The sequence below is a fragment of the Yoonia sp. 67-2 genome, from assembly GCF_035117555.1.
Lineage (GTDB): Bacteria > Pseudomonadota > Alphaproteobacteria > Rhodobacterales > Rhodobacteraceae > Yoonia.
Genome location: NZ_JAYKPK010000004.1, coordinates 227998 through 246484, shown reverse-complemented (window position 1 = coordinate 246484; position 18487 = coordinate 227998). Strand labels below are relative to the sequence as shown.

At 59.8% G+C, this 18487-nt stretch carries 19 protein-coding genes and 1 riboswitch; of the genes, 5 read left to right on the top strand and 14 right to left on the bottom strand.

Translation table 11 applies throughout. The features are described 5' to 3' along the window. Positions 1-2: 2 nt before the first annotated feature. The 11 genes from ihfB to miaB all read right to left on the bottom strand — a co-directional run bounded on the left by ihfB (position 3) and on the right by miaB (position 11905). The gene (gene ihfB, locus VOY09_RS08770) at positions 3-284 is read right to left on the bottom strand and encodes an integration host factor subunit beta (protein ID WP_322894142.1); all 282 of its coding nucleotides are present in this window, start codon (positions 282-284) and stop codon (positions 3-5) included. 288 nt (positions 285-572) lie between these two features. After that, positions 573-2243, bottom strand: coding sequence for a 30S ribosomal protein S1 (gene rpsA, locus VOY09_RS08765; protein ID WP_322893886.1), 1671 nt, complete (start codon positions 2241-2243; stop codon positions 573-575). 190 nt (positions 2244-2433) lie between these two features. Next, positions 2434-3054 (bottom strand): (d)CMP kinase, encoded by a 621-nt coding sequence (locus VOY09_RS08760; protein WP_322893887.1) that lies wholly within the window; start codon positions 3052-3054, stop codon positions 2434-2436. Further along, positions 3051-4403, bottom strand: a complete 1353-nt coding sequence (aroA, locus tag VOY09_RS08755; RefSeq protein ID WP_322893888.1) for a 3-phosphoshikimate 1-carboxyvinyltransferase — start codon at positions 4401-4403, stop codon at positions 3051-3053. The genes VOY09_RS08760 and aroA overlap by 4 nt, the downstream gene beginning before the upstream one ends. Positions 4404-4509: 106 nt before the next feature. After that, positions 4510-5223, bottom strand: coding sequence for a tRNA (guanine(46)-N(7))-methyltransferase TrmB (trmB, locus tag VOY09_RS08750; RefSeq protein ID WP_322893889.1), 714 nt, complete (start codon positions 5221-5223; stop codon positions 4510-4512). Positions 5224-5293: 70 nt separating this feature from the next. Further along, on the bottom strand, positions 5294-6475 hold the full coding sequence (gene metK, locus VOY09_RS08745) for a methionine adenosyltransferase (RefSeq protein WP_322893890.1): 1182 nt from the start codon (positions 6473-6475) through the stop codon (positions 5294-5296). Positions 6476-6482: 7 nt separating this feature from the next. After that, positions 6483-6531, bottom strand: a riboswitch (SAM-SAH riboswitch). 33 nt (positions 6532-6564) lie between these two features. Continuing rightward, complete coding sequence (lnt, locus tag VOY09_RS08740; protein WP_322893891.1) at positions 6565-8046, bottom strand: apolipoprotein N-acyltransferase; 1482 nt, start codon at positions 8044-8046, stop codon at positions 6565-6567. Further along, positions 8039-8926 (bottom strand): hemolysin family protein, encoded by an 888-nt coding sequence (locus VOY09_RS08735; protein ID WP_322893892.1) that lies wholly within the window; start codon positions 8924-8926, stop codon positions 8039-8041. Before VOY09_RS08735 ends, lnt begins: the two co-directional genes overlap by 8 nt. 31 nt (positions 8927-8957) lie before the next feature. Beyond that, positions 8958-9452 carry an rRNA maturation RNase YbeY gene (ybeY, locus tag VOY09_RS08730; protein ID WP_322893893.1) on the bottom strand — a complete coding sequence of 165 codons (495 nt, stop codon included), beginning with the start codon at positions 9450-9452 and terminating at the stop codon, positions 8958-8960. After that, the gene (locus tag VOY09_RS08725; protein WP_322893894.1) at positions 9449-10453 is read right to left on the bottom strand and encodes a PhoH family protein; all 1005 of its coding nucleotides are present in this window, start codon (positions 10451-10453) and stop codon (positions 9449-9451) included. The genes ybeY and VOY09_RS08725 overlap by 4 nt, the downstream gene beginning before the upstream one ends. 141 nt (positions 10454-10594) lie before the next feature. Next, positions 10595-11905: a tRNA (N6-isopentenyl adenosine(37)-C2)-methylthiotransferase MiaB gene (gene miaB, locus VOY09_RS08720; protein WP_322893895.1), complete on the bottom strand. Its 1311-nt coding sequence runs from the start codon at positions 11903-11905 to the stop codon at positions 10595-10597. Positions 11906-12016: 111 nt separating this feature from the next. On the opposite strand from miaB, the gene VOY09_RS08715 reads away from it, so the two are divergent. Beyond that, the gene (locus VOY09_RS08715) at positions 12017-12880 is read left to right on the top strand and encodes a hypothetical protein (protein ID WP_322893896.1); all 864 of its coding nucleotides are present in this window, start codon (positions 12017-12019) and stop codon (positions 12878-12880) included. On the opposite strand, the gene VOY09_RS08710 is transcribed toward VOY09_RS08715, so the two are convergent. Next, entirely contained in the window at positions 12819-13358 is a 540-nt protein-coding gene (locus VOY09_RS08710) for an REP-associated tyrosine transposase (RefSeq protein WP_322893897.1), read from the bottom strand. The two genes, VOY09_RS08715 and VOY09_RS08710, sit on opposite strands and share 62 nt — an antisense overlap. A 57-nt stretch (positions 13359-13415) precedes the next feature. Beyond that, the gene (gene irrA, locus VOY09_RS08705) at positions 13416-13832 is read right to left on the bottom strand and encodes an iron response transcriptional regulator IrrA (protein ID WP_322893898.1); all 417 of its coding nucleotides are present in this window, start codon (positions 13830-13832) and stop codon (positions 13416-13418) included. A 144-nt stretch (positions 13833-13976) separates the two neighbouring features. On the opposite strand from irrA, the gene fabA reads away from it, so the two are divergent. The 4 genes from fabA to VOY09_RS08685 all read left to right on the top strand — a co-directional run bounded on the left by fabA (position 13977) and on the right by VOY09_RS08685 (position 17853). Beyond that, complete coding sequence (fabA, locus tag VOY09_RS08700; RefSeq protein WP_322893899.1) at positions 13977-14486, top strand: bifunctional 3-hydroxydecanoyl-ACP dehydratase/trans-2-decenoyl-ACP isomerase; 510 nt, start codon at positions 13977-13979, stop codon at positions 14484-14486. Between the two features lie 171 nt (positions 14487-14657). After that, positions 14658-15668 (top strand): hypothetical protein, encoded by a 1011-nt coding sequence (locus VOY09_RS08695; RefSeq protein ID WP_322893900.1) that lies wholly within the window; start codon positions 14658-14660, stop codon positions 15666-15668. A gap of 159 nt (positions 15669-15827) precedes the next feature. Continuing rightward, positions 15828-17057 (top strand): beta-ketoacyl synthase N-terminal-like domain-containing protein, encoded by a 1230-nt coding sequence (locus VOY09_RS08690; protein WP_322893901.1) that lies wholly within the window; start codon positions 15828-15830, stop codon positions 17055-17057. A 4-nt stretch (positions 17058-17061) separates the two neighbouring features. Further along, positions 17062-17853 carry an enoyl-ACP reductase gene (locus VOY09_RS08685; protein WP_322893902.1) on the top strand — a complete coding sequence of 264 codons (792 nt, stop codon included), beginning with the start codon at positions 17062-17064 and terminating at the stop codon, positions 17851-17853. Positions 17854-18011: 158 nt separating this feature from the next. Here VOY09_RS08685 and VOY09_RS08680 read toward each other — a convergent pair whose 3' ends face one another. After that, complete coding sequence (locus VOY09_RS08680) at positions 18012-18446, bottom strand: peptidylprolyl isomerase (protein ID WP_322893903.1); 435 nt, start codon at positions 18444-18446, stop codon at positions 18012-18014. Between the last annotated feature and the right edge of the window lie 41 nt (positions 18447-18487).

Below are 18487 nucleotides of genomic sequence, written 5' to 3'. Positions count from 1 at the left end.
TCTTACTGGCCGTTGAGCCGGTCGCGCAACAGCTTTCCCGTCTTGAAGAACGGCACGTGTTTTTCGTCAACTTCAACCGCTTCCCCGGTACGCGGATTACGCCCCAGACGCGGGTCGCGCTTTTTGACCGAAAACGCGCCGAAACCGCGCAATTCGACTCGGTTGCCCTGCGCCATTGCATCGGTGATCTGGTCAAAGATGGTATTGACGATCCTTTCGACGTCGCGCTGATAAAGATGCGGATTTTCGTCAGCAATTTTCTGAATCAGTTCCGAACGGATCATGGCAGTGTCCTTTGGTTTGGCAGAACGCACGCAGCGGCGATAGCGCAAACTATAGGAACAAAGACCGCATACGGAAAGCATGGCTTTGCAGTCATTGTCGGTTTTTTGGGGACAAAGCGACTGAAATTGCAGGAAACTTTGGCGATATTCCGCCAGAGCCCTGCTGCACCAGCGCTGCTGCATCGCAGCACCGCACATATGATTCGGGCAGCCAGCGTCCCGAAAGTGCCATAAAAAAGCCCCGCCGCAATCGCTTGCAACGGGGCTGATCTGGTCAGTCTGGGTGGTTTAGTCGCGCTTCAGCGCGGCCCCCAGAATGTCGCCCAAGGACGCACCGGAATCCGAAGACCCGAATTGTTCCACGGCTTCTTTTTCTTCTGCGATCTCACGTGCTTTGATCGACAGACCCAGCTTGCGGGTCTTGCTGTCGATGTTGGTCACGCGCACGTCGACCTTGTCGCCAACTCCGAAACGCTCTGGGCGCTGTTCGGCACGGTCACGCGACAGATCGGAACGACGGATGAACGACTTCATGCCTTCGTATTCGACCTCAATGCCGCCGTCTTCGATCTTGGTCACTTCGACAGTGATGATCGACCCGCGCTTCACGCCACCGATCGCATCCGCGAACGGATCACCGTCCAGCGCCTTGATCGACAGGCTGATGCGTTCTTTTTCAACGTCAACTTCGGCAACCTTGGCTTTCACGATGTCGCCCTTGCGGAAATCGCCGATGACGTCTTCGCCACGGCCTTCCCATGTCAGGTCGGACAGGTGGACCATGCCGTCGATGTCGCCTTCAAGGCCAATGAACAGACCGAATTCGGTGATGTTCTTGACTTCGCCTTCGACCTCGGTGCCCTCAGGATGGGTTTCTGCAAACACTTCCCATGGGTTACGCTGTGTCTGTTTCAGACCAAGCGACACGCGACGCTTGGCGCTGTCGATTTCCAGCACCATGACTTCGACTTCCTGGGATGTCGAAACGATCTTGCCGGGGTGGACGTTTTTCTTGGTCCAGGACATTTCCGACACGTGAACCAGACCTTCAACGCCGGCTTCCAGCTCAACAAATGCGCCGTAATCGGTGATGTTGGTCACGCGGCCCTGATGGACCGAACCCAAGCTGAACTTGGATTCCACAGCATCCCACGGATCTTCCTGCAGCTGTTTCATGCCAAGGCTGATACGGTGGGTTTCTTTGTTGATCTTGATGACCTGCACCTTGATCGTCTCGCCGATGGCAAGAATCTCGGATGGGTGGTTCACACGGCGCCATGCCATGTCGGTGACGTGCAGCAGGCCGTCAACGCCGCCCAGATCAACAAACGCACCATATTCGGTGATGTTCTTGACCACGCCGTCAACTTCCTGACCTTCGGTCAGATTGCCGATGACTTCAGCACGCTGTTCGGCACGTGATTCTTCCAGGATCGCACGGCGCGACACAACGATGTTGCCCCGGCGACGGTCCATTTTCAGAATCTGGAACGGCTGCTTCATGTTCATCAGCGGACCGGCATCGCGCACAGGACGCACGTCAACCTGCGAACCTGGCAGGAACGCGACAGCGCCGCCCAGATCCACGGTGAACCCGCCTTTGACGCGGCCAAAGATCGCGCCATCGACACGCTCTTCGTCAGCATAGGCTTTTTCCAGACGATCCCAGGCTTCTTCGCGGCGGGCCATTTCACGCGAAATGACGGCTTCGCCACGGGCGTTTTCGACCTGACGCAGGAACACTTCGACCGTGTCACCGACTTTGATTTCAGGGGCTTCGCCGGGATTTGCGAATTCTTTCAGATCGATACGGCCTTCCATCTTGTAGCCGACATCGATGATGGCTTGGCCCGCTTCGATTGCGATCACCTTGCCTTTGACGACAGACCCTTCAGCGGGTGTGTCCATTTCGAAGCTTTCGTTCAAGAGTGCTTCAAACTCGTCCATTGTATTTGCCATGTGGCGTCGTTTTCCTAACGTTTGGTTTTATACGGGCCGAGCGGTTGTGTCCGCCGGTCTTTGGGTTGCGATTTGGTCGGGCGACGCTGCGAATGTAAAACAACAGGGCCGGTGCATACCGACCCCGCTCAAGTCTCACGTTCGCGCCTGTTATCGACGCTTCAACAGGGGCGCGTATAAGCTGCCTGCCTCAATCGCGCAAGGTTTTTTGCACCTGTTCGATCACCGCGATGGCCTGTGCCACCGCCTGCGCGATGGTCATATCCGATGTGTCGATCAGCACCGCATCCGCCGCCGCAGCCAGTGGCGCTGTCGCGCGCCCTGCATCACGTGCATCGCGTGCCTGCACATCGGCAAGAACAGCATCCAGCGTGGTATCGCTGCCGCTGCCCTGCAATTCCGCATAGCGCCGTTCCGCCCGGCGCGGGGCCGAGGCGGTGACAAATAATTTCACCTGCGCCCCCGGACAGATCACCGTGCCGATATCGCGGCCATCCAGCACCGCCCCTTCCGGCCTTGCCGCAAAAGCCCGCTGAAACGCAGTCAGCGCATCGCGCACTGCCGGGTTCACGGCGACTTCACTGGCGGCCTGCGCGACTGCGGCACTGCGCAAGGTGCTGGCATCCATCTGTGCCGGATCGAGGTTTTGCGCCACAAAAACCGGATCACCGCCCTTGAGCATCCCCGCCCCCACGGCACGGTAAAGCAACCCGGTATCCAGATGCGCAAAGCCGAAATGCGCCGCCACCGCCTTGGAAATCGTGCCTTTCCCGGCAGCGGCAGGCCCGTCGATGGCCACCGTGAAACTCATGCGCTGATCCGTGCGATCTGGGCACCCAGATCATTCATCAACGGCTCAAAAATCGGGAATGACGTGGTGATCGGTGCGGCATCATCCACCGTGATCGGTTGCTGCGCCGCCATGCCCAGCACGATAAAGGCCATCGCAATCCGGTGGTCCAGACGGCTTTCGACCGTCACACCGCCCGGCACGTTACCGTGACCAAGGCCAGTCACGCGCCACCAATCCGGCCCTTCATCGACCGTCACACCCGCCGCGCGCAATCCTTGCGCCATGGCATCAATCCGGTCGCTTTCCTTAACGCGGAGTTCCTTGACGCCCTGCATCTCGGTCACGCCCTGCGCAAAGGCGGCAACGACCGACAGCACCGGATATTCATCGATCATGCTGGCCGCCCGTTCCGGCGGCACAGCAATCCCGCGCAGGTCGGGCGAAAACCGCGCGCGCAGATCGGCGACAGGTTCGCCGCCTTCCTCGCGCATATTCTCGAATGTCAGATCGGCACCCATTTCCTGCAAGGTGGTGAACAGCCCCGCCCGCGTCGGGTTCAGCCCGATATTGGGGACCAGCACATCCGACCCTGGCACGATCAGCGCCGCACAGACCGGAAACGCAGCAGAGGACGGATCACGCGGCACGACAATATCCTGCGGCTGCAATTCCGGCTGTCCGTCAAGGGTGATCACCCGCCCCTCATCCGTCTCTTCCACCGTCACGGTAGCCCCGAACCCCTGCAACATCCGTTCGGTATGATCGCGGGTCGCCTCTTTCTCGATCACGACAGTCTGGCCCGGCGCATTCAGCCCGGCCAGCAACACCGCCGATTTCACCTGCGCTGACGGCACGGGCACCATATAGCGCACCGGCATCGGATCAGCCGCACCGACGAGGGTCATTGGCAAACGTCCCCCGTCACGACCCACCGCCCGCGTTCCGAACAAGGCCAAAGGATCAGTCACCCGCCCCATCGGACGACCATTCAACGATGCATCGCCGGTAAAGGTCACCGTAATCGGCGTCGTCGCCATCGCACCCATGATCAGCCGAACGCCAGTGCCGGAATTGCCGCAATCAATCACCTGATCCGGTTCGGCAAATCCACCCACACCGACGCCGCGCACGGACCATTCGCCACCGCCGTGATTGGTCACTTCAGCCCCGAAAGCGCGCATCGCGCGGGCCGTATCCAGCACGTCATCGCCTTCCAGCAGCCCGGTGATCCGTGTTTCGCCGATACACATCGCACCAAGGATCAGGGAACGGTGCGAGATTGATTTATCACCGGGCACATTGGCCTCGCCCTGCAACGGGCCGCAGGCGCTGGACATCATCGGGATCGGGGTGCCGTGGGCTGACATGGGCGTTATCCTTCTTACATTCACGATCTGGTAGCGCAGCCGCACTGCGAAATCCATCACCCCGCCTCGCTTTGTTCAAAATACTCCCGCCGGAGGCAAGAATCTTTTAAACCCTGACAAAGGTCAGATAATGCGGCACACGCCCCTCGCGGAGTGCCTTTTTCTCATATCGAGTCGATACCCAATCTTCCCAAGGGGTGCGCCAATCTGCAGGACCTTCAGCCAACCAGTCAAACCCCTGACACGGCACTTCTTCCAGCGTCTGGCGGACGTAATCGGGAATATCGGTGGCTACGCGCAACTGCGCGCCGGGTTTCATCACCCGGTGCAACGGCGCGAGATGTTCGGCGGTGACAAACCGCCGCCGGTGATGGCGCTTTTTCGGCCAAGGATCAGGATAGTTCAGAAACACACGCGACAGCGATTGCGCTGGCAGCACATCAAAAACATTCCGCACATCACCCGGATAGACGGCAAGGTTTTCGACCTCCGCCTTGCGGATCTTGCCCAGCAACATCGCGACACCGTTGATGAACGGCTCCGCGCCGATGATCCCGATATTGGGATAGGTCTGCGCCATATGCACCAGATGTTCGCCGCCGCCGAAACCAATCTCCAGCCAGATGTCCTTGCCCGGAAACAAAGCCTCCAGATCAATCGGATGCCGGTCGGGGTTGTCTTCCCAGCTCACCGGCCCCGGCGACAGCGGGTCCAGATCGTTTTCAAGATAATCATGCTGGCTGGCGCGGATCGTCTTGCCGCGAAAGCGGCCATAGAAATTACGCCATGGCGCGCCGGAGGGGTGATGTGTCTTTGTCATGCGGCGGCATGTAGCAATCCCGCCGCCGCATGGCAATCTGTGTCAGGTGACCGCTGATCCACCTGACCTTTTAAACAGCGCGCTTCAGCGCCTCGACCAGATCGGTCTTTTCCCAGCTGAATCCGCCATCATCCTCAGGTGCGCGACCAAAATGACCATAGGCCGAGGTGCGGGCATAGATCGGGCGGTTCAACTGCAGATGTTCCCTGATACCGCGCGGCGTCAGATCCATCACCTGCGCGACGGCACGTTCAATCGCAGCCGGGTCCACTTCGCCGGTGTCATGGGTATCGACATAGATCGACAAAGGCCGCGCAACGCCAATCGCATAGCTGAGCTGTATCGTGCAGCGTTCCGCCATGCCGGACGCCACCACATTCTTGGCCAGATAACGCGCCGCATAGGCGGCAGAGCGGTCCACTTTGGTCGGATCTTTGCCGGAAAAGGCGCCACCGCCATGCAGGGCTGCACCGCCATAAGTATCCACGATGATCTTGCGCCCGGTCAGACCGGCATCGCCGTCAGGACCACCGATCACGAACACACCAGTCGGGTTCACCCACCATTCGGTTTCATCTGTGATCAGACCATCGGGCAGCACAGCGCGGATATGCGGCTCCACGATCGCACGGATATCGGCACTGGTCTGTGTCGCAAACTGGTGCTGCGTCGACAGCACGATCGATGTCACCTCGACCGGCTTGCGGTTCACATAGCGGACCGAGATCTGGCTTTTCGCATCGGGGCGCAGGGTCGGTTCTTCACCTGATTTACGCACTTCGGCCAGACGGCGCAGCACAGCATGGGCGTATTGGATCGGGGCCGGCATCAGCTCTTCGGTCTCTGTCGTGGCATAGCCGAACATGATGCCCTGATCGCCGGCGCCTTCTTCCTTACCTTCCGCGGCATCGACTCCCTGGGCGATATGGGCGGATTGCGCATGCAGCAGGTTCGTCACCTCACAGGTGGCGTGGTGAAACGCATCCTGCTCATAGCCGATATCCTTGATGCAATCGCGCGCGATGCCTTCAACCCGGCCGATGAAATCTGTCAGACGGGATTTGTCCGTCAGGCCGACCTCGCCCCCGATGACAACGCGGTTGGTGGTGGCGAAAGTTTCGCAGGCCACCCGCGCTTGCGGTTCTTCGGCCAGGAAAGCATCCAGCACTGCGTCGGAAATCCGGTCGCAAACTTTGTCAGGATGCCCCTCGGAAACGGATTCCGAGGTGAAAATATAATCTTGTCGTGCCATGAGGACGTGCTCCAATGAAAACCAACTGTCACGTCAGGAAGCCGTTGTGACAGAACTACCGCCGGGTGTATGGGCTGACCCTCTTGGCGTCAATCGCTATCGCGGCGGCGGCGCAGAACGCCCGTCAGCAGACCGAAAAGCAACACCAGACCCACCGGCCAATCGCCAAGGCGTGCATAGGGTGGCGCATCCCCGACCGCAGGCAAAGCCGCATCAAGCACGCCTTCGACGCCCAAAGGCAGCGAGGCCAGTATCCGGCCCTGCGCATCGATCATCGCCGAAATACCGGTATTGCCGACCCGCACCATGGGCAGACGTTGCTCAATCGCGCGCAAACGGGCCTGCGCCAGATGCTGATGTGGCCCTGCCGCCTGCCCGAACCAGCCGTCATTGGTGATCAACAGCAGCATCCGGGGCCGGTTCGGGCCGGTGATGATTTCCTCGGCAAAGATGCCTTCGTAACAGATCAGCGGCACGGCGGGGCCGATCCCGGGGATATTGACCGGGCCGGGTGTCGTGCCTGCGGCAAATCCGCCACCTTCCTGCACGGCCATGCCGCGGATGCCGATCCGGCCCAGCAGATCGCCAAAGGGGACATATTCGCCAAACGGCACCAGATGCTGTTTGTCATAAGTCTGGGTGATCTGGCCGCCCTGTTCCATCACCACCAATGAATTGTAATACCAGCCCCGTTCATCCTGCCGCTGCACGCCAAAGACCAAAGGCGCGCCGCGCGCAGCTTCATCAAACTGGCTCAGGTCGTCGATGATGTAGTTGAGCAGATAGGGCACCGCCGTTTCCGGCCAGACGACCAGATCGGGCCGCTCCCCCTGCCCCGACAATCCGACCAGCGTATTCACAAACGCATCGCGATACGCAGGGTCCCATTTCAGATGCTGCGGCGCATTGGGCTGCACCATCCGCACGACAGGCGCATCATCCGCCAATTGCGGCGCGGGCCCGGGGCGCAGGGTGATCGCCAGCAGCGCCAACACCGCCAGCACGACAGCGCCGCGCAGCCAGTCACGCGCCCAAAGCCGCGCAAGGCCCAGTGCCGCCAACACGGTGATCAGCGTCAGCAAATGCGGCCCACCGAGGGCCGAGGCCTGCGCCATCCATGTCGGCACCCAGATATGACCGAGCAAAGCCCAAGGAAAACCCGTCAGAATCAACGACCGCGTCATCTCTGTCGCGACTAGGAACAGCGCCAACGCAACCTGACTACGCGGTGCCAGACGCTGCGCAAACCATCCGGCTATCGCCCAGAACAGCGCCGCGCCCGAGGCCATCAGCAAAATCGCAAAAGGGGCCATCCAGCCATGGCGCGGCGCATCGACCAGAAACGGCTCAACAATCCAGCGCAATGTGAAGGCAAAATAGCCCAGCCCGAAAACCCACGCCCGCCAGGCCGCCGCGCGGGCCGATATCACCCGGCCCTGCCAGACGAAAAACACCGCCAAACCGATCAGTGTCGCAGGCCAAAGATCAAGCGGCGCTTGCCCCAGACCCGCTACGACGCCCAGCCCGAAAAGCGCGCCAAAGCGCGCCCAGCGCGGCAACCTATCAAGCATCGCGGGTGGTGTTGATGCGCACGCGCAACCGTTTGATCCGGCGCGGATCAGCATCGACAACCTCGAATTCCGGCCCATCCGGGTGCGGCACAACTTCACCGCGCGCCGGCACATGGCCCGCCAGCATCGCCACCAGACCGCCCAGAGTATCGATCTCTTCTTCATCGATATCGTCATGTTCGGTCAGGTTCATGCCGATCTCGGCCTCGAAATCGTAAAGATCGGTGCGGGCCTGCGCCAAATAGACACCCGGCTTTTCCATCACCCAGCTTTTTGCTTCGGCAATGTCATGTTCATCTTCAATCTCGCCCACGACCTGTTCGATCAGGTCTTCGATGGTGACCAACCCGTCGGTGCCACCATATTCATCAATCACCAATGCCATATGAATCCGCTCAGTCTGCATCTTTTGCAGCAAAACGCCTAAGGGCATGGAGGGCGGCACGAACAACAATGGCCGCAGCATGTCGCGCAGATCCAATTCTTCGGCACCACCGTTAAAGCCGTAACGCAGCGCGAAATCCTTGAGATTGGCAATGCCCACAGGCGTGTCCAGCGTGGTGTCATAGACCGGCAGACGGGTCATGCCCGAATCCCGGAACACATCCACCAATTCTTCCTTGGTGATGGTGACCGGGACGGCGACAATATCGGTTTTCGGGACTGATACATCTTCGACCCGCATCCGGCGCAGGTTCAGCATACCCAAAACGGTAGGCACCACACTTGCGGAATGACGCGCTGTCGCGCTGTCCTCATCCTCGTCCTGCTTGGGGCGCAAGCCCAACCTTAATCGGGCCAGAAGCCCCTGTTTTTCTTCTGTTTCGTCCTGCGGCGCGCTATGCGCCGCGCTAGAAGAACCGTCGCCGGTGTCGCCCATCTGATCCTAACCTTGGGGCACCCTGCCCCGTTCAATCCCTATATGGGTCATCAAGACCCATTTTGCCAAGTATCTCGGTCTCTAATCCTTCCATGAGGGTGGCATCAAGGTCACGCTCATGGTCAAAGCCCAAAAGATGCAACGTGCCATGCACCAATAAATGAAGACAATGCTCGGTGAAAGGCTTGCCCGCCGCCTCCGCCTCGCGCAGGCAGGTGTCATAGGCGATGGCGATATCACCCAGTTCGGCATCCATGATCGGATCAGGCGTCAGCGGCATTTCGCCTGCGATCCCCGCCGCACGTTCATCGGATGGCCAGCTGAGCACATTCGTCGGCCTGGGTTTGCCCCGGAAATCATCGTTCAGCGCCGCGATTCGCGCATCGTCACAGGCCAGCAGCGCGATTTCATAGATTGATGGTTCCAACCCCAATCGGTCCAGCACCGCATCGGACGCGCGCTGCGCAAGGGCTTCGATATCCACATCCGCCCAGCGCTTGTCTTCCACCACAACATCGATGGTCACTTGGCGTCATCCGCCTCGTAAGCTTCGATGATCGCCGCGACCAGCGGGTGGCGGACGACATCCTTGGCGGTGAAATAGTTGAAGCTGATCTTGGTGATTCCTTTGAGCAGCCGTTCGGCATCCCACAGCCCCGAATTCACCCCGCGGGGAAGGTCGATCTGGGTGCGGTCGCCGGTGATCACCATGCGCGATCCTTGTCCCAGACGGGTCAGGAACATTTTCATCTGCATCGTGGTGGCGTTCTGCGCCTCGTCCAGCACGACAAAGGCATTGGACAGCGTCCGCCCACGCATGAAGGCCAAAGGCGCAATCTCGATCACCTTTTCCTCCATCATCTTGGCGGCCTGTTTGCCCGGCAGAAAATCATTCAGCGCATCATAAAGCGGCTGCATATAAGGATCGACTTTGTCCTTCATGTCGCCGGGCAGATAGCCCAGTTTTTCACCCGCTTCGACAGCCGGACGCGACAGGATGATCTTGTCGACATGGCCGTTGATCAGCATATTCACGCCAACAGCCACCGCCAGATAGGTCTTGCCGGTCCCGGCAGGGCCGATGCCAAAGGCCAGTTCATGTTCAAACAAGGATTTGACATAGGCCTTTTGCGCATCGGTGCGTGGTTCGACCAGTTTCTTGCGGGTCTTGACCTCGACCCGCGTCGCATCGGCCTTGAACAATTCGATCTGATCGGCAGGTCCAGGCACCGGGTTGGGGCCCATGCGCAATTCACGGTCCAGATCACCTGCCTCGACCGAGCGCCCAGCCTCCAACCGGCTGTAAAGCGAACGCAGCACTTCCAGCGCATCCTGCCGCGGACCTTCTTCACCGATCACCGCAAGGCGATTACCGCGACGCAGGATCTGCACGCTCAGCTTGTCTTCGATGGTGGACAGATTGCGGTCATATTCACCGCAAAGATCGATCAACAACCGGTTATCGGGGAATTCCAGCACGGCTTCCGTGATGGCGTCGGCGGGCGGGGTCAAAGCACCAGTGGCCAAACAGCTCTCCTCTGAGTCTATATTTAGCTATCGTGGCGGGTCCAGCACGGGCGCGCAAGGCGTCAATGGCGAATGTCACGCATTTGACATCAAATAGGCCGGGATTGGCGCAGATACAGGCAGGATGAGTTCAGACCCATCTTACCCTATCAATTCCCCCTTCAGCGAATTGGCGCTGTCATCCACGATCCGCACCCGGCGCACCTGCCCCAGCACATCCAACGGTGCCTCGGCAAAGACCGCGTGCAGGTAATCCGATTTTCCGATCATCTGCCCGGCTTCGCGCCCGCCCTTTTCAAACAGGACCTTGACCTCGCGCCCGATCATGCTGGCCTGAGTCTGCTGTTGTTGGTCCCGCAGCAAGGCCTGCAGGCGCTGCAGGCGGTCGTTCATGACATCCTCGGGCAGTTGCGGTTTTTCCGCAGCAGGTGTGCCCGGGCGGGTGGAATATTTGAACGAATAGGCCTGCCCGTAATGCACATCGCGGACCAGTTGCAGGGTGGCCTCGAAATCCTGATCCGTCTCGCCCGGGAAACCAACGATGAAATCGCCCGACAGCAGGATATCAGGGCGCGCCGCACGGATACGGTCGATCAGGCGCAGATAGTCTTCCGCCGTATGTTTGCGGTTCATCGCTTTCAGAATACGGTCAGACCCCGATTGCACCGGCAAATGCAGATAGGGCATCAACTTGTCGCATGTTGCATGCGCATCGATCAGCGCCTGATCCATGTCATTGGGGTGGCTCGTGGTGAACCGGATCCGCGCCAGCCCGTCAATCTCGGCCAAGGCCCAGATCAGCCCCGCCAGCCCGCCGTCATGGCCGTGATAAGCATTCACATTCTGGCCCAGCAGGGTCAGTTCACGCACGCCCGCATCGACCAATTCGCGCGCCTCGCGCAGGATACGGTCGGCGGGGCGGGATACTTCGGCCCCACGCGTATAGGGCACGACGCAGAAGGCGCAGAATTTGTCGCACCCTTCCTGCACCGTCAGAAACGCGGTCGGGCCGCGTTTCGCCTTGGACCGGGACTTCAGCGTCTCGAACTTGTCATCATCGGGAAAGTCGGTGTCGAGCGCCTTGGCCCCGCCCTGCACCGCATTCTCCATCGCAGGCAGTCGGTGATAGCTTTGTGGACCGACAACCAGATCGACCATCGGCGCGCGGCGCATGATTTCCTCGCCCTCGGCCTGCGCGACGCAGCCGGCAACGCCGATCTTCAGATCGGGATTGGCGAGTTTCAGCTCTTTCATCCGGCCCAGTTCTGAATACACCTTCTCAGCCGCCTTTTCGCGAATATGGCAAGTATTCAGCAGGATCATATCCGCATCATCGGCGCGGTCGGTCTGCACATAGCCTTGCCCGCCCAAAGCCTCGGCCATGCGTTCGCTGTCATAGACATTCATCTGACAGCCATAGGTCTTGATAAAGAGCTTCTTGGGCGCGTTCATAAGGATATTTCCGGGAAAAAGGTCGCCCTGCTTCTAACGGGTCCGGCCCCTGCTTGCAATGCAGTGGAAATTGGCACAATTTGCCCAAACCTGTTTCGGATATCTGTTGTAATGCGTTACCCCAGCCTTGCCGCCTTGCTTGCGAACCGCGCGACGGCATTGCCTGTCGGGCCGGTCTGTCTGATCATCATCGAAGACAATGCCGCCATCGACAGCACGATCCGGCACCATGCGGCCCTCGGGTTCCGGTCTCTGGTCGTCTTCTGCCCGGCAGAAGTGACCCTGCCGGAGGACATCAAGTCACCGTTACACCGCGTCGATCACGCGATCACGCCGACCCAGACCCTGCCCGATATCGTGAACCCGATCATCGCGGCCTTGCCGGGGCAATGGATTTACTACTGCTTCAACGGCGAATATCTGTTCTTTCCATTCAGCGAACAACGCTCCGTCGGCGAGATGCTGGGTTTCATGACCGAAGAACGGCGCGACAGCGTGATGAGCCAGGTGGTCGATCTTTATGCCCGTGATCTGACAACACATCCCGATGCGGTTGACCCCAGCAACGCCTGGCTTGACGGATCGGGTTATTATTCTGCCACAAGGCAGGACCAATTGGGTCACCCGATCGACCGGCAGTTCAGCGTCTATGGCGGGTTGCGCTGGCGGTTCGAGGAACATATCGCCCCGGACCGGCGCAGGCTGGAACGTGTGGCGCTGTTTCGCGCGACCAAAGGGCTGACCATCGGCCCGGACGGGCGGTTCAGCGATGCCGAATACAACACGCATGCCTGCCCTTGGCACCATAACCTGACCGTTGCGATCTGTTCCTTCCGTGCGGCCAAGGCGCTGCGCCGCAATCCCGGCAGCCGCGATGCGATCAACACGTTCCACTGGCCGAAATCGGTCCGGTTCAACTGGCAGGCGCAGCAATTGCTGGATCTGGGGCTGATGGAACCGGGGCAATGGTTCTGACGGTCCGGCCTGCATCCGGGCGATGCTGCCAGGAGGCATAGGGCCAGTCGCCCGCACGCCGCACCAGCCCGGCACGGACAGGGGCGGTGACGATCAGATGCATATGACACGCCAGATCTGCCTCATCGCGGATCACATGCTCCCAGAACCGGCGCTGCCAGATGCCTTTCTCGCCCCGGCGTTTCTGCACATCGGTCAGATTGTCAGATGCGGGCAGATGTCGCGAAAAAGTGGATTTGATCATCCGCCAGCGACCGGAATAATCCGCATCCGCCGCAGGCAGCGTCCAGATCATATGCAATTCTGCAGGCAAGATGACGGCGGCATCAATGCGGAACGGCCTTTGCTTGCGGCACAGCCTTGTGGCATCGCGCAACAGGTCAATCTGGCCGATCAGCAGGTCAGACCCCTGATCCTGCAACCGCACAGTAAAGAAATAGGTCCCGCCGGGGACATAGCGCCGGATGTATTTTGCCATAAGGGCAACATGGCGCTCAGTGGTTAATTTATCGTGTAGGGTGGATCAAAATCCGCCTTATTTCCGGCGCAACCTGATCACGACATCGACAGAGGCAATTTCCGCCCCCGCAGGCGCCTGCGGCAAGCGGCGGATTTCCAGCTGATCCAGCGGCGCATCTGTCAGCTTCGCGGTATCTTCCCAATAGAAATGCGGATGATCCGTCATATTGGTATCGAAATAGCTTTTCGACCCATCCACCGTGATTTCCCGCATCAGACCGGCATCACAGAACGCGCGCAATGTGTTGTAAACCGTGGCGAGCGACACTTTCTCGCCCGCCTTACTGGCGGCATCGAACAGGCTTTCGGCAGTGACATGGCGGTTCTGCCCGTCGCCCACCAGCAAATCCGCAAGCGTCAGCCGCTGCCTGGTCGGGCGCAAGCCTGCCCCTGCCAGCCAATCCGTGCCGCGATGGTTTTGCATGTCTTTCATTCAGCCCGTCCTTTGCCTGCCATACATATGGGAGAAAACCCACCAAAATCAAATGAAAATACACGTCAACGCTGCGGACTTGCCCTGACAAGCGGGCAGATGCTAAGCCTGCACAAATCATTCTTCACAGGACAAGACCCGATTATGGCCGATTTCCCCACCAGTTTCGACAAAGACGCCCTGCTGCAATGCGCCCGTGGCGAACTCTTCGGCCCCGGCAATGCGCAACTGCCCGCGCCGCCGATGCTGATGATGGACCGGATCACCGATATTTCCGGCGATGGCGGGTTGCACGGCAAGGGCCATGTCGTCGCCGAATTCGATATCACCCCCGATCTGTGGTTTTTCGACTGCCATTTCCCCGGCAATCCGATCATGCCCGGCTGTCTGGGCCTTGACGGGCTGTGGCAATTGACCGGCTTCAACTTGGGCTGGCGCGGCTGGCAAGGGCGCGGCTACGCGCTCGGCGTGGGCGAGGTCAAGCTGACCGGCATGGTCCGCCCCGACCGCAAGCTGCTGACCTATAAGGTCGATTTCACCAAAGCCATCCAGACCCGCCGCCTGACCATGGGCGTCGCCAACGGCACCGTCGAAGCCGACGGCGAGGTGATCTATCAGGTGACGGATATGAAGGTGGCGTTGAGCGAGGGGTGAGTTGTAGTCGGGTCGCAGAGGGGTCTGCAAACGTCTGGTGCCGATTGCTTCGCGCAGCACCAATGTGGGCTTCATGGAGACCACACCTTCGGGACATTTTAACATTTCGTCTTGACTTGAACCTTTTCGCTGACGAATTTTTAAAAGCTATCAAGGATAGTACCAGAAGTTATGTCACCTCCTGATTTTTCGAAGCCAACAATCGACACGCTCGCGCGACGAGCAAGATTTCAATGCTCAAACCCCGACTGTCAGGCGCAGACGGTGGGCCCCAATAGCGATCCCGAGAAGGCAACCCTCATCGGCGAGGCGGCGCACATCGCAGGCGCGAAGTCAGGCGCTGCACGCTACAACGCTGCCATGTCTGATGTAACCCGGGCGGCGATCACGAACGGCATTTGGCTATGCCGAAATTGCCATGGGCAGATTGATCGGGACGAACAAAAATATCCAACGGACTTACTTTTTGCCTGGAGGAGAGAACATGAGGAAAAAGCGGCCCGCGAGTTAGGGACGCGCGGTGATCGCATTCGGTATGAGACCGAGATGGCTAACCTAGACTTCCTCACTTGGTATCCCGCAATCATACAGCGGATCGTTTTCGACAAGCCGGACGGTTGGGAATGGCGCTTCGTCGCAGAACTAATGCGACATCTCAACAAGACGCAGTTCAAGCGTCTCAAGAACCTCCAAGCTGGCCACTACTACAATCCGCAGCCGCGGGTGGAGAGAGATCAGTTCATTAACTGGATGGTGGAACGTACACACATCATGTCGAACCTAGTCGGCCCACTCGCAGGGCTCATAGACCGACTAACCGCGAGTTGGGGAGAGCCTGGCGAACAAGCCGACATCGAGGAGATGCATGACGTCTGCGTCCTGATCCGCGATGCTCTGACTGCGATCGTTAACTTCGAAGAATCCCTGCATTTCGCGCACATCCCCGATGAGGGCGAGCCGTTACGGACAGTGCTGATGAACGCTGTCGGTCCTAACGCAGCCCGGCTGGCCGAGATTCCTGACAGGCTTGATGAGATGGTGGCGATGATTGGCACGGATCATGGGGGAACTGCTGAAGAACCCCTGATTGTCCGATGGACTTTCCCGTTCGAACTCCCAAAGGACTTCAACAAACGATTTGACGACGCTTTGAGGCAGTACCAGCAAGAAAGCCAACTATAACTTAATTTGAGTTATCTAATAAGACCGGGCATTCGCGCGATGCGCAACGAAAGTTGTCGCAGTCCGCAACCCCACTAACCAAGCACACCCCCACCCCCCACTTGCCCCGCCCCCTCCTCTCCCCTAAACAAACCTAAAGCCATCAAGGGAGAGCAGCGCATGCGCCGTGTCGTCGTCACAGGTCTGGGGATCGTCTCCCCCATCGGAAACAACGCGGCAGAGGTGACCGCTGCGCTCAAGGCCGGGACCTCCGGCATTGTTGCCTCTGCGGAAATGGCCGAACACGGCTTTCGCAGCCGGATCGCGGGCACGCTGAAAATCGACGTGGCCGATCATGTCGACAAACGCACGCTGCGTTTCATGGGCCCCGGTGCCGCCTATGCCCATATCGCCATGGGGCAGGCGATTGCAGATGCCGGGCTGACCGAAGACCAGATCGTCAACTCCATGACCGGGCTGATCGCAGGCTCCGGCGGGCCGTCGACCTCGGCCATGTTCGCCGCCCATAATGTCGTGAAAGACACCGGGGCGACCAAGCGGATCGGGCCTTTTGCGGTGCCCAAATGCATGTCCTCGACGATCAGCGCGAACCTTGCGACGGCCTATCAGATCAAGGGCATGAATTTCTCGATCACCTCGGCCTGTTCGACCTCGCTGCATTGCATCGGCATGGCGGCACAGCAGGTGGCCCTTGGTCAGCAGGACATCATGTTCGCCGGCGGGGGCGAGGAATTGGACTGGACCCTGTCCTGCCTCTTCGACGCGATGGGCGCGATGTCGTCGAAATACAATGACACGCCCGAAAAGGCGAGCCGCGCCTTTGACGCGGGCCGCGACGGTTTCGTCATCGCAGGCGGCGGCGCGATGGTGGTGCTGGAAAGCCTCGATTCCGCCATCGCCCGTGGCGCGAAAATCTATGCCGAGGTGACGGGTTTCGCTGCCACCTCTGACGGGGCCGATATGGTCGCGCCCTCGGGTGAAGGCGGCGAGCGCGCCATGCGCGGCGCGCTGAAAACCCTGCCAGAGGGGCGCAAGATCAGCTATATCAACGCCCATGGCACATCGACCCCGGTGGGCGACGTGGGCGAGGTCGAGGCCGTGCGCCGCGTCTTTGGCCGCGGCACGACGCCGCCGATCTCTTCGACCAAATCCATGACCGGCCACAGCCAGGGGGCGACAGGGGCGCAAGAGGCGATCTATTGCCTGCTGATGCTGCAGGATGATTTCATCGCCCCCTCGATCAATGTCGAAACGCTGGACCCCGCGCTGGACCCGGCAGAGATTGCGACGGTGCGGGTGGATAACGCGGGCCTTGATACGCTGATGACCAATTCCTTCGGCTTCGGCGGGACCAACGGGTCGATGCTGTTGTCGAAATACCAAGGGTAAGAACATGACGATCACATTGCAGGGCAAACGCGGCCTGATCATGGGCGTGGCCAACGAACGCTCCATCGCCTGGGGCATCGCGAAGGCGATGGCCGAGGCGGGCGCAGAACTCGCCTTTTCCTATCAGGGCGAGGCTTTCGGCAAACGGCTGGAACCACTGGCGCAATCCGTCGGCTCTACCATGATGGTTGATGTCGATGTGACCGATGAGGCCAGCATGGACGCGGCCTTTGCGATGATCAAAGACCAATGGGGCAAGCTCGATTTCGTGGTCCATGCCATCGCCTTCTCCGACAAGAACGAACTCGCGGGCCGGATCATCGACACCAGCCGCGAGAATTTCAAAAACTCGCTGACGATTTCCTGCTATTCCTTCATCGACGTGGCCAAACGCGCGTCAGAGCTGATGCCAGACGGCGGCACCCTGCTGACGCTGACCTATCAAGGCTCCAACCGCGTCACGCCGTTCTACAACGTGATGGGCGTGGCCAAGGCGGCGCTGGAATCCGCCACCCGCTATCTGGCCAATGACCTTGGCCCGCAGGGTATCCGCGTGAACGCCATCAGCCCCGGCCCGATGAAAACACTGGCCGGTGCCGCGATCGGCGGGGCGCGCAAGACCTATAAACACACCGAGATGAACACCCCCCTGCGCGCCAATGCCACGTTAGAGGCTGTCGGCGGCACGGCGGTTTACCTTGCCTCTGATGCGGGCACCTGCACCACCGGCGAGATCATCCGCGTCGATGGTGGTTTTCACGTGTTGGGGATGCCGCAGCCCGATCATCTGGTCTGACGCCCGGTCTTCTTATTTCCCCAAATACTCGGGGGTGAGCCCCGGACTTGCTCCGGGGCGAGGGGCGCAGCCCCTTGTTCGGCTGCGCCGAAGCGCGCCGCGCGGGGATATTTTTACTCGGACGATAGGGGCGCGGAGTTAACCACGCCCCCGCGTGATTAGGCCGCTTTGATCGCGACCATTTCGATATCAAAGGTTAGATCCTTGCCCGCCAGCGGGTGGTTCGCATCCAGCGTCACTTCCGCCTCGGTTACTTCGGCGACGGTCACTGGCACGACCTGGCCCTGTGGCGTCTGCATCTGCAACTGCGTGCCGGGATCAAGCGGGATATCGGCGGGGATTTCAGCGCGCGGGATCGCCTGACGGGCATCGGGGTTCAGATCACCATAGGCATCGGCGCAGGGGACCAGCACGGTTTTCTTGTCGCCGACGGTCATTCCCGGGATCGCGGCATCGAGGCCGGGAATGATCTGGCCGGAACCGACCACGAATTCCAGCGGATCGCGCCCGGCGGAACTGTCGAATGTCGCCCCGTCATTCAGGGTGCCGGTGTAATGAATCTGGACAGTATCGCCTGTTTTTGCCTGTGTCATCGCGTCGTTCCTTTCGTTTTCTCATAAAATCGCAGGTTTTA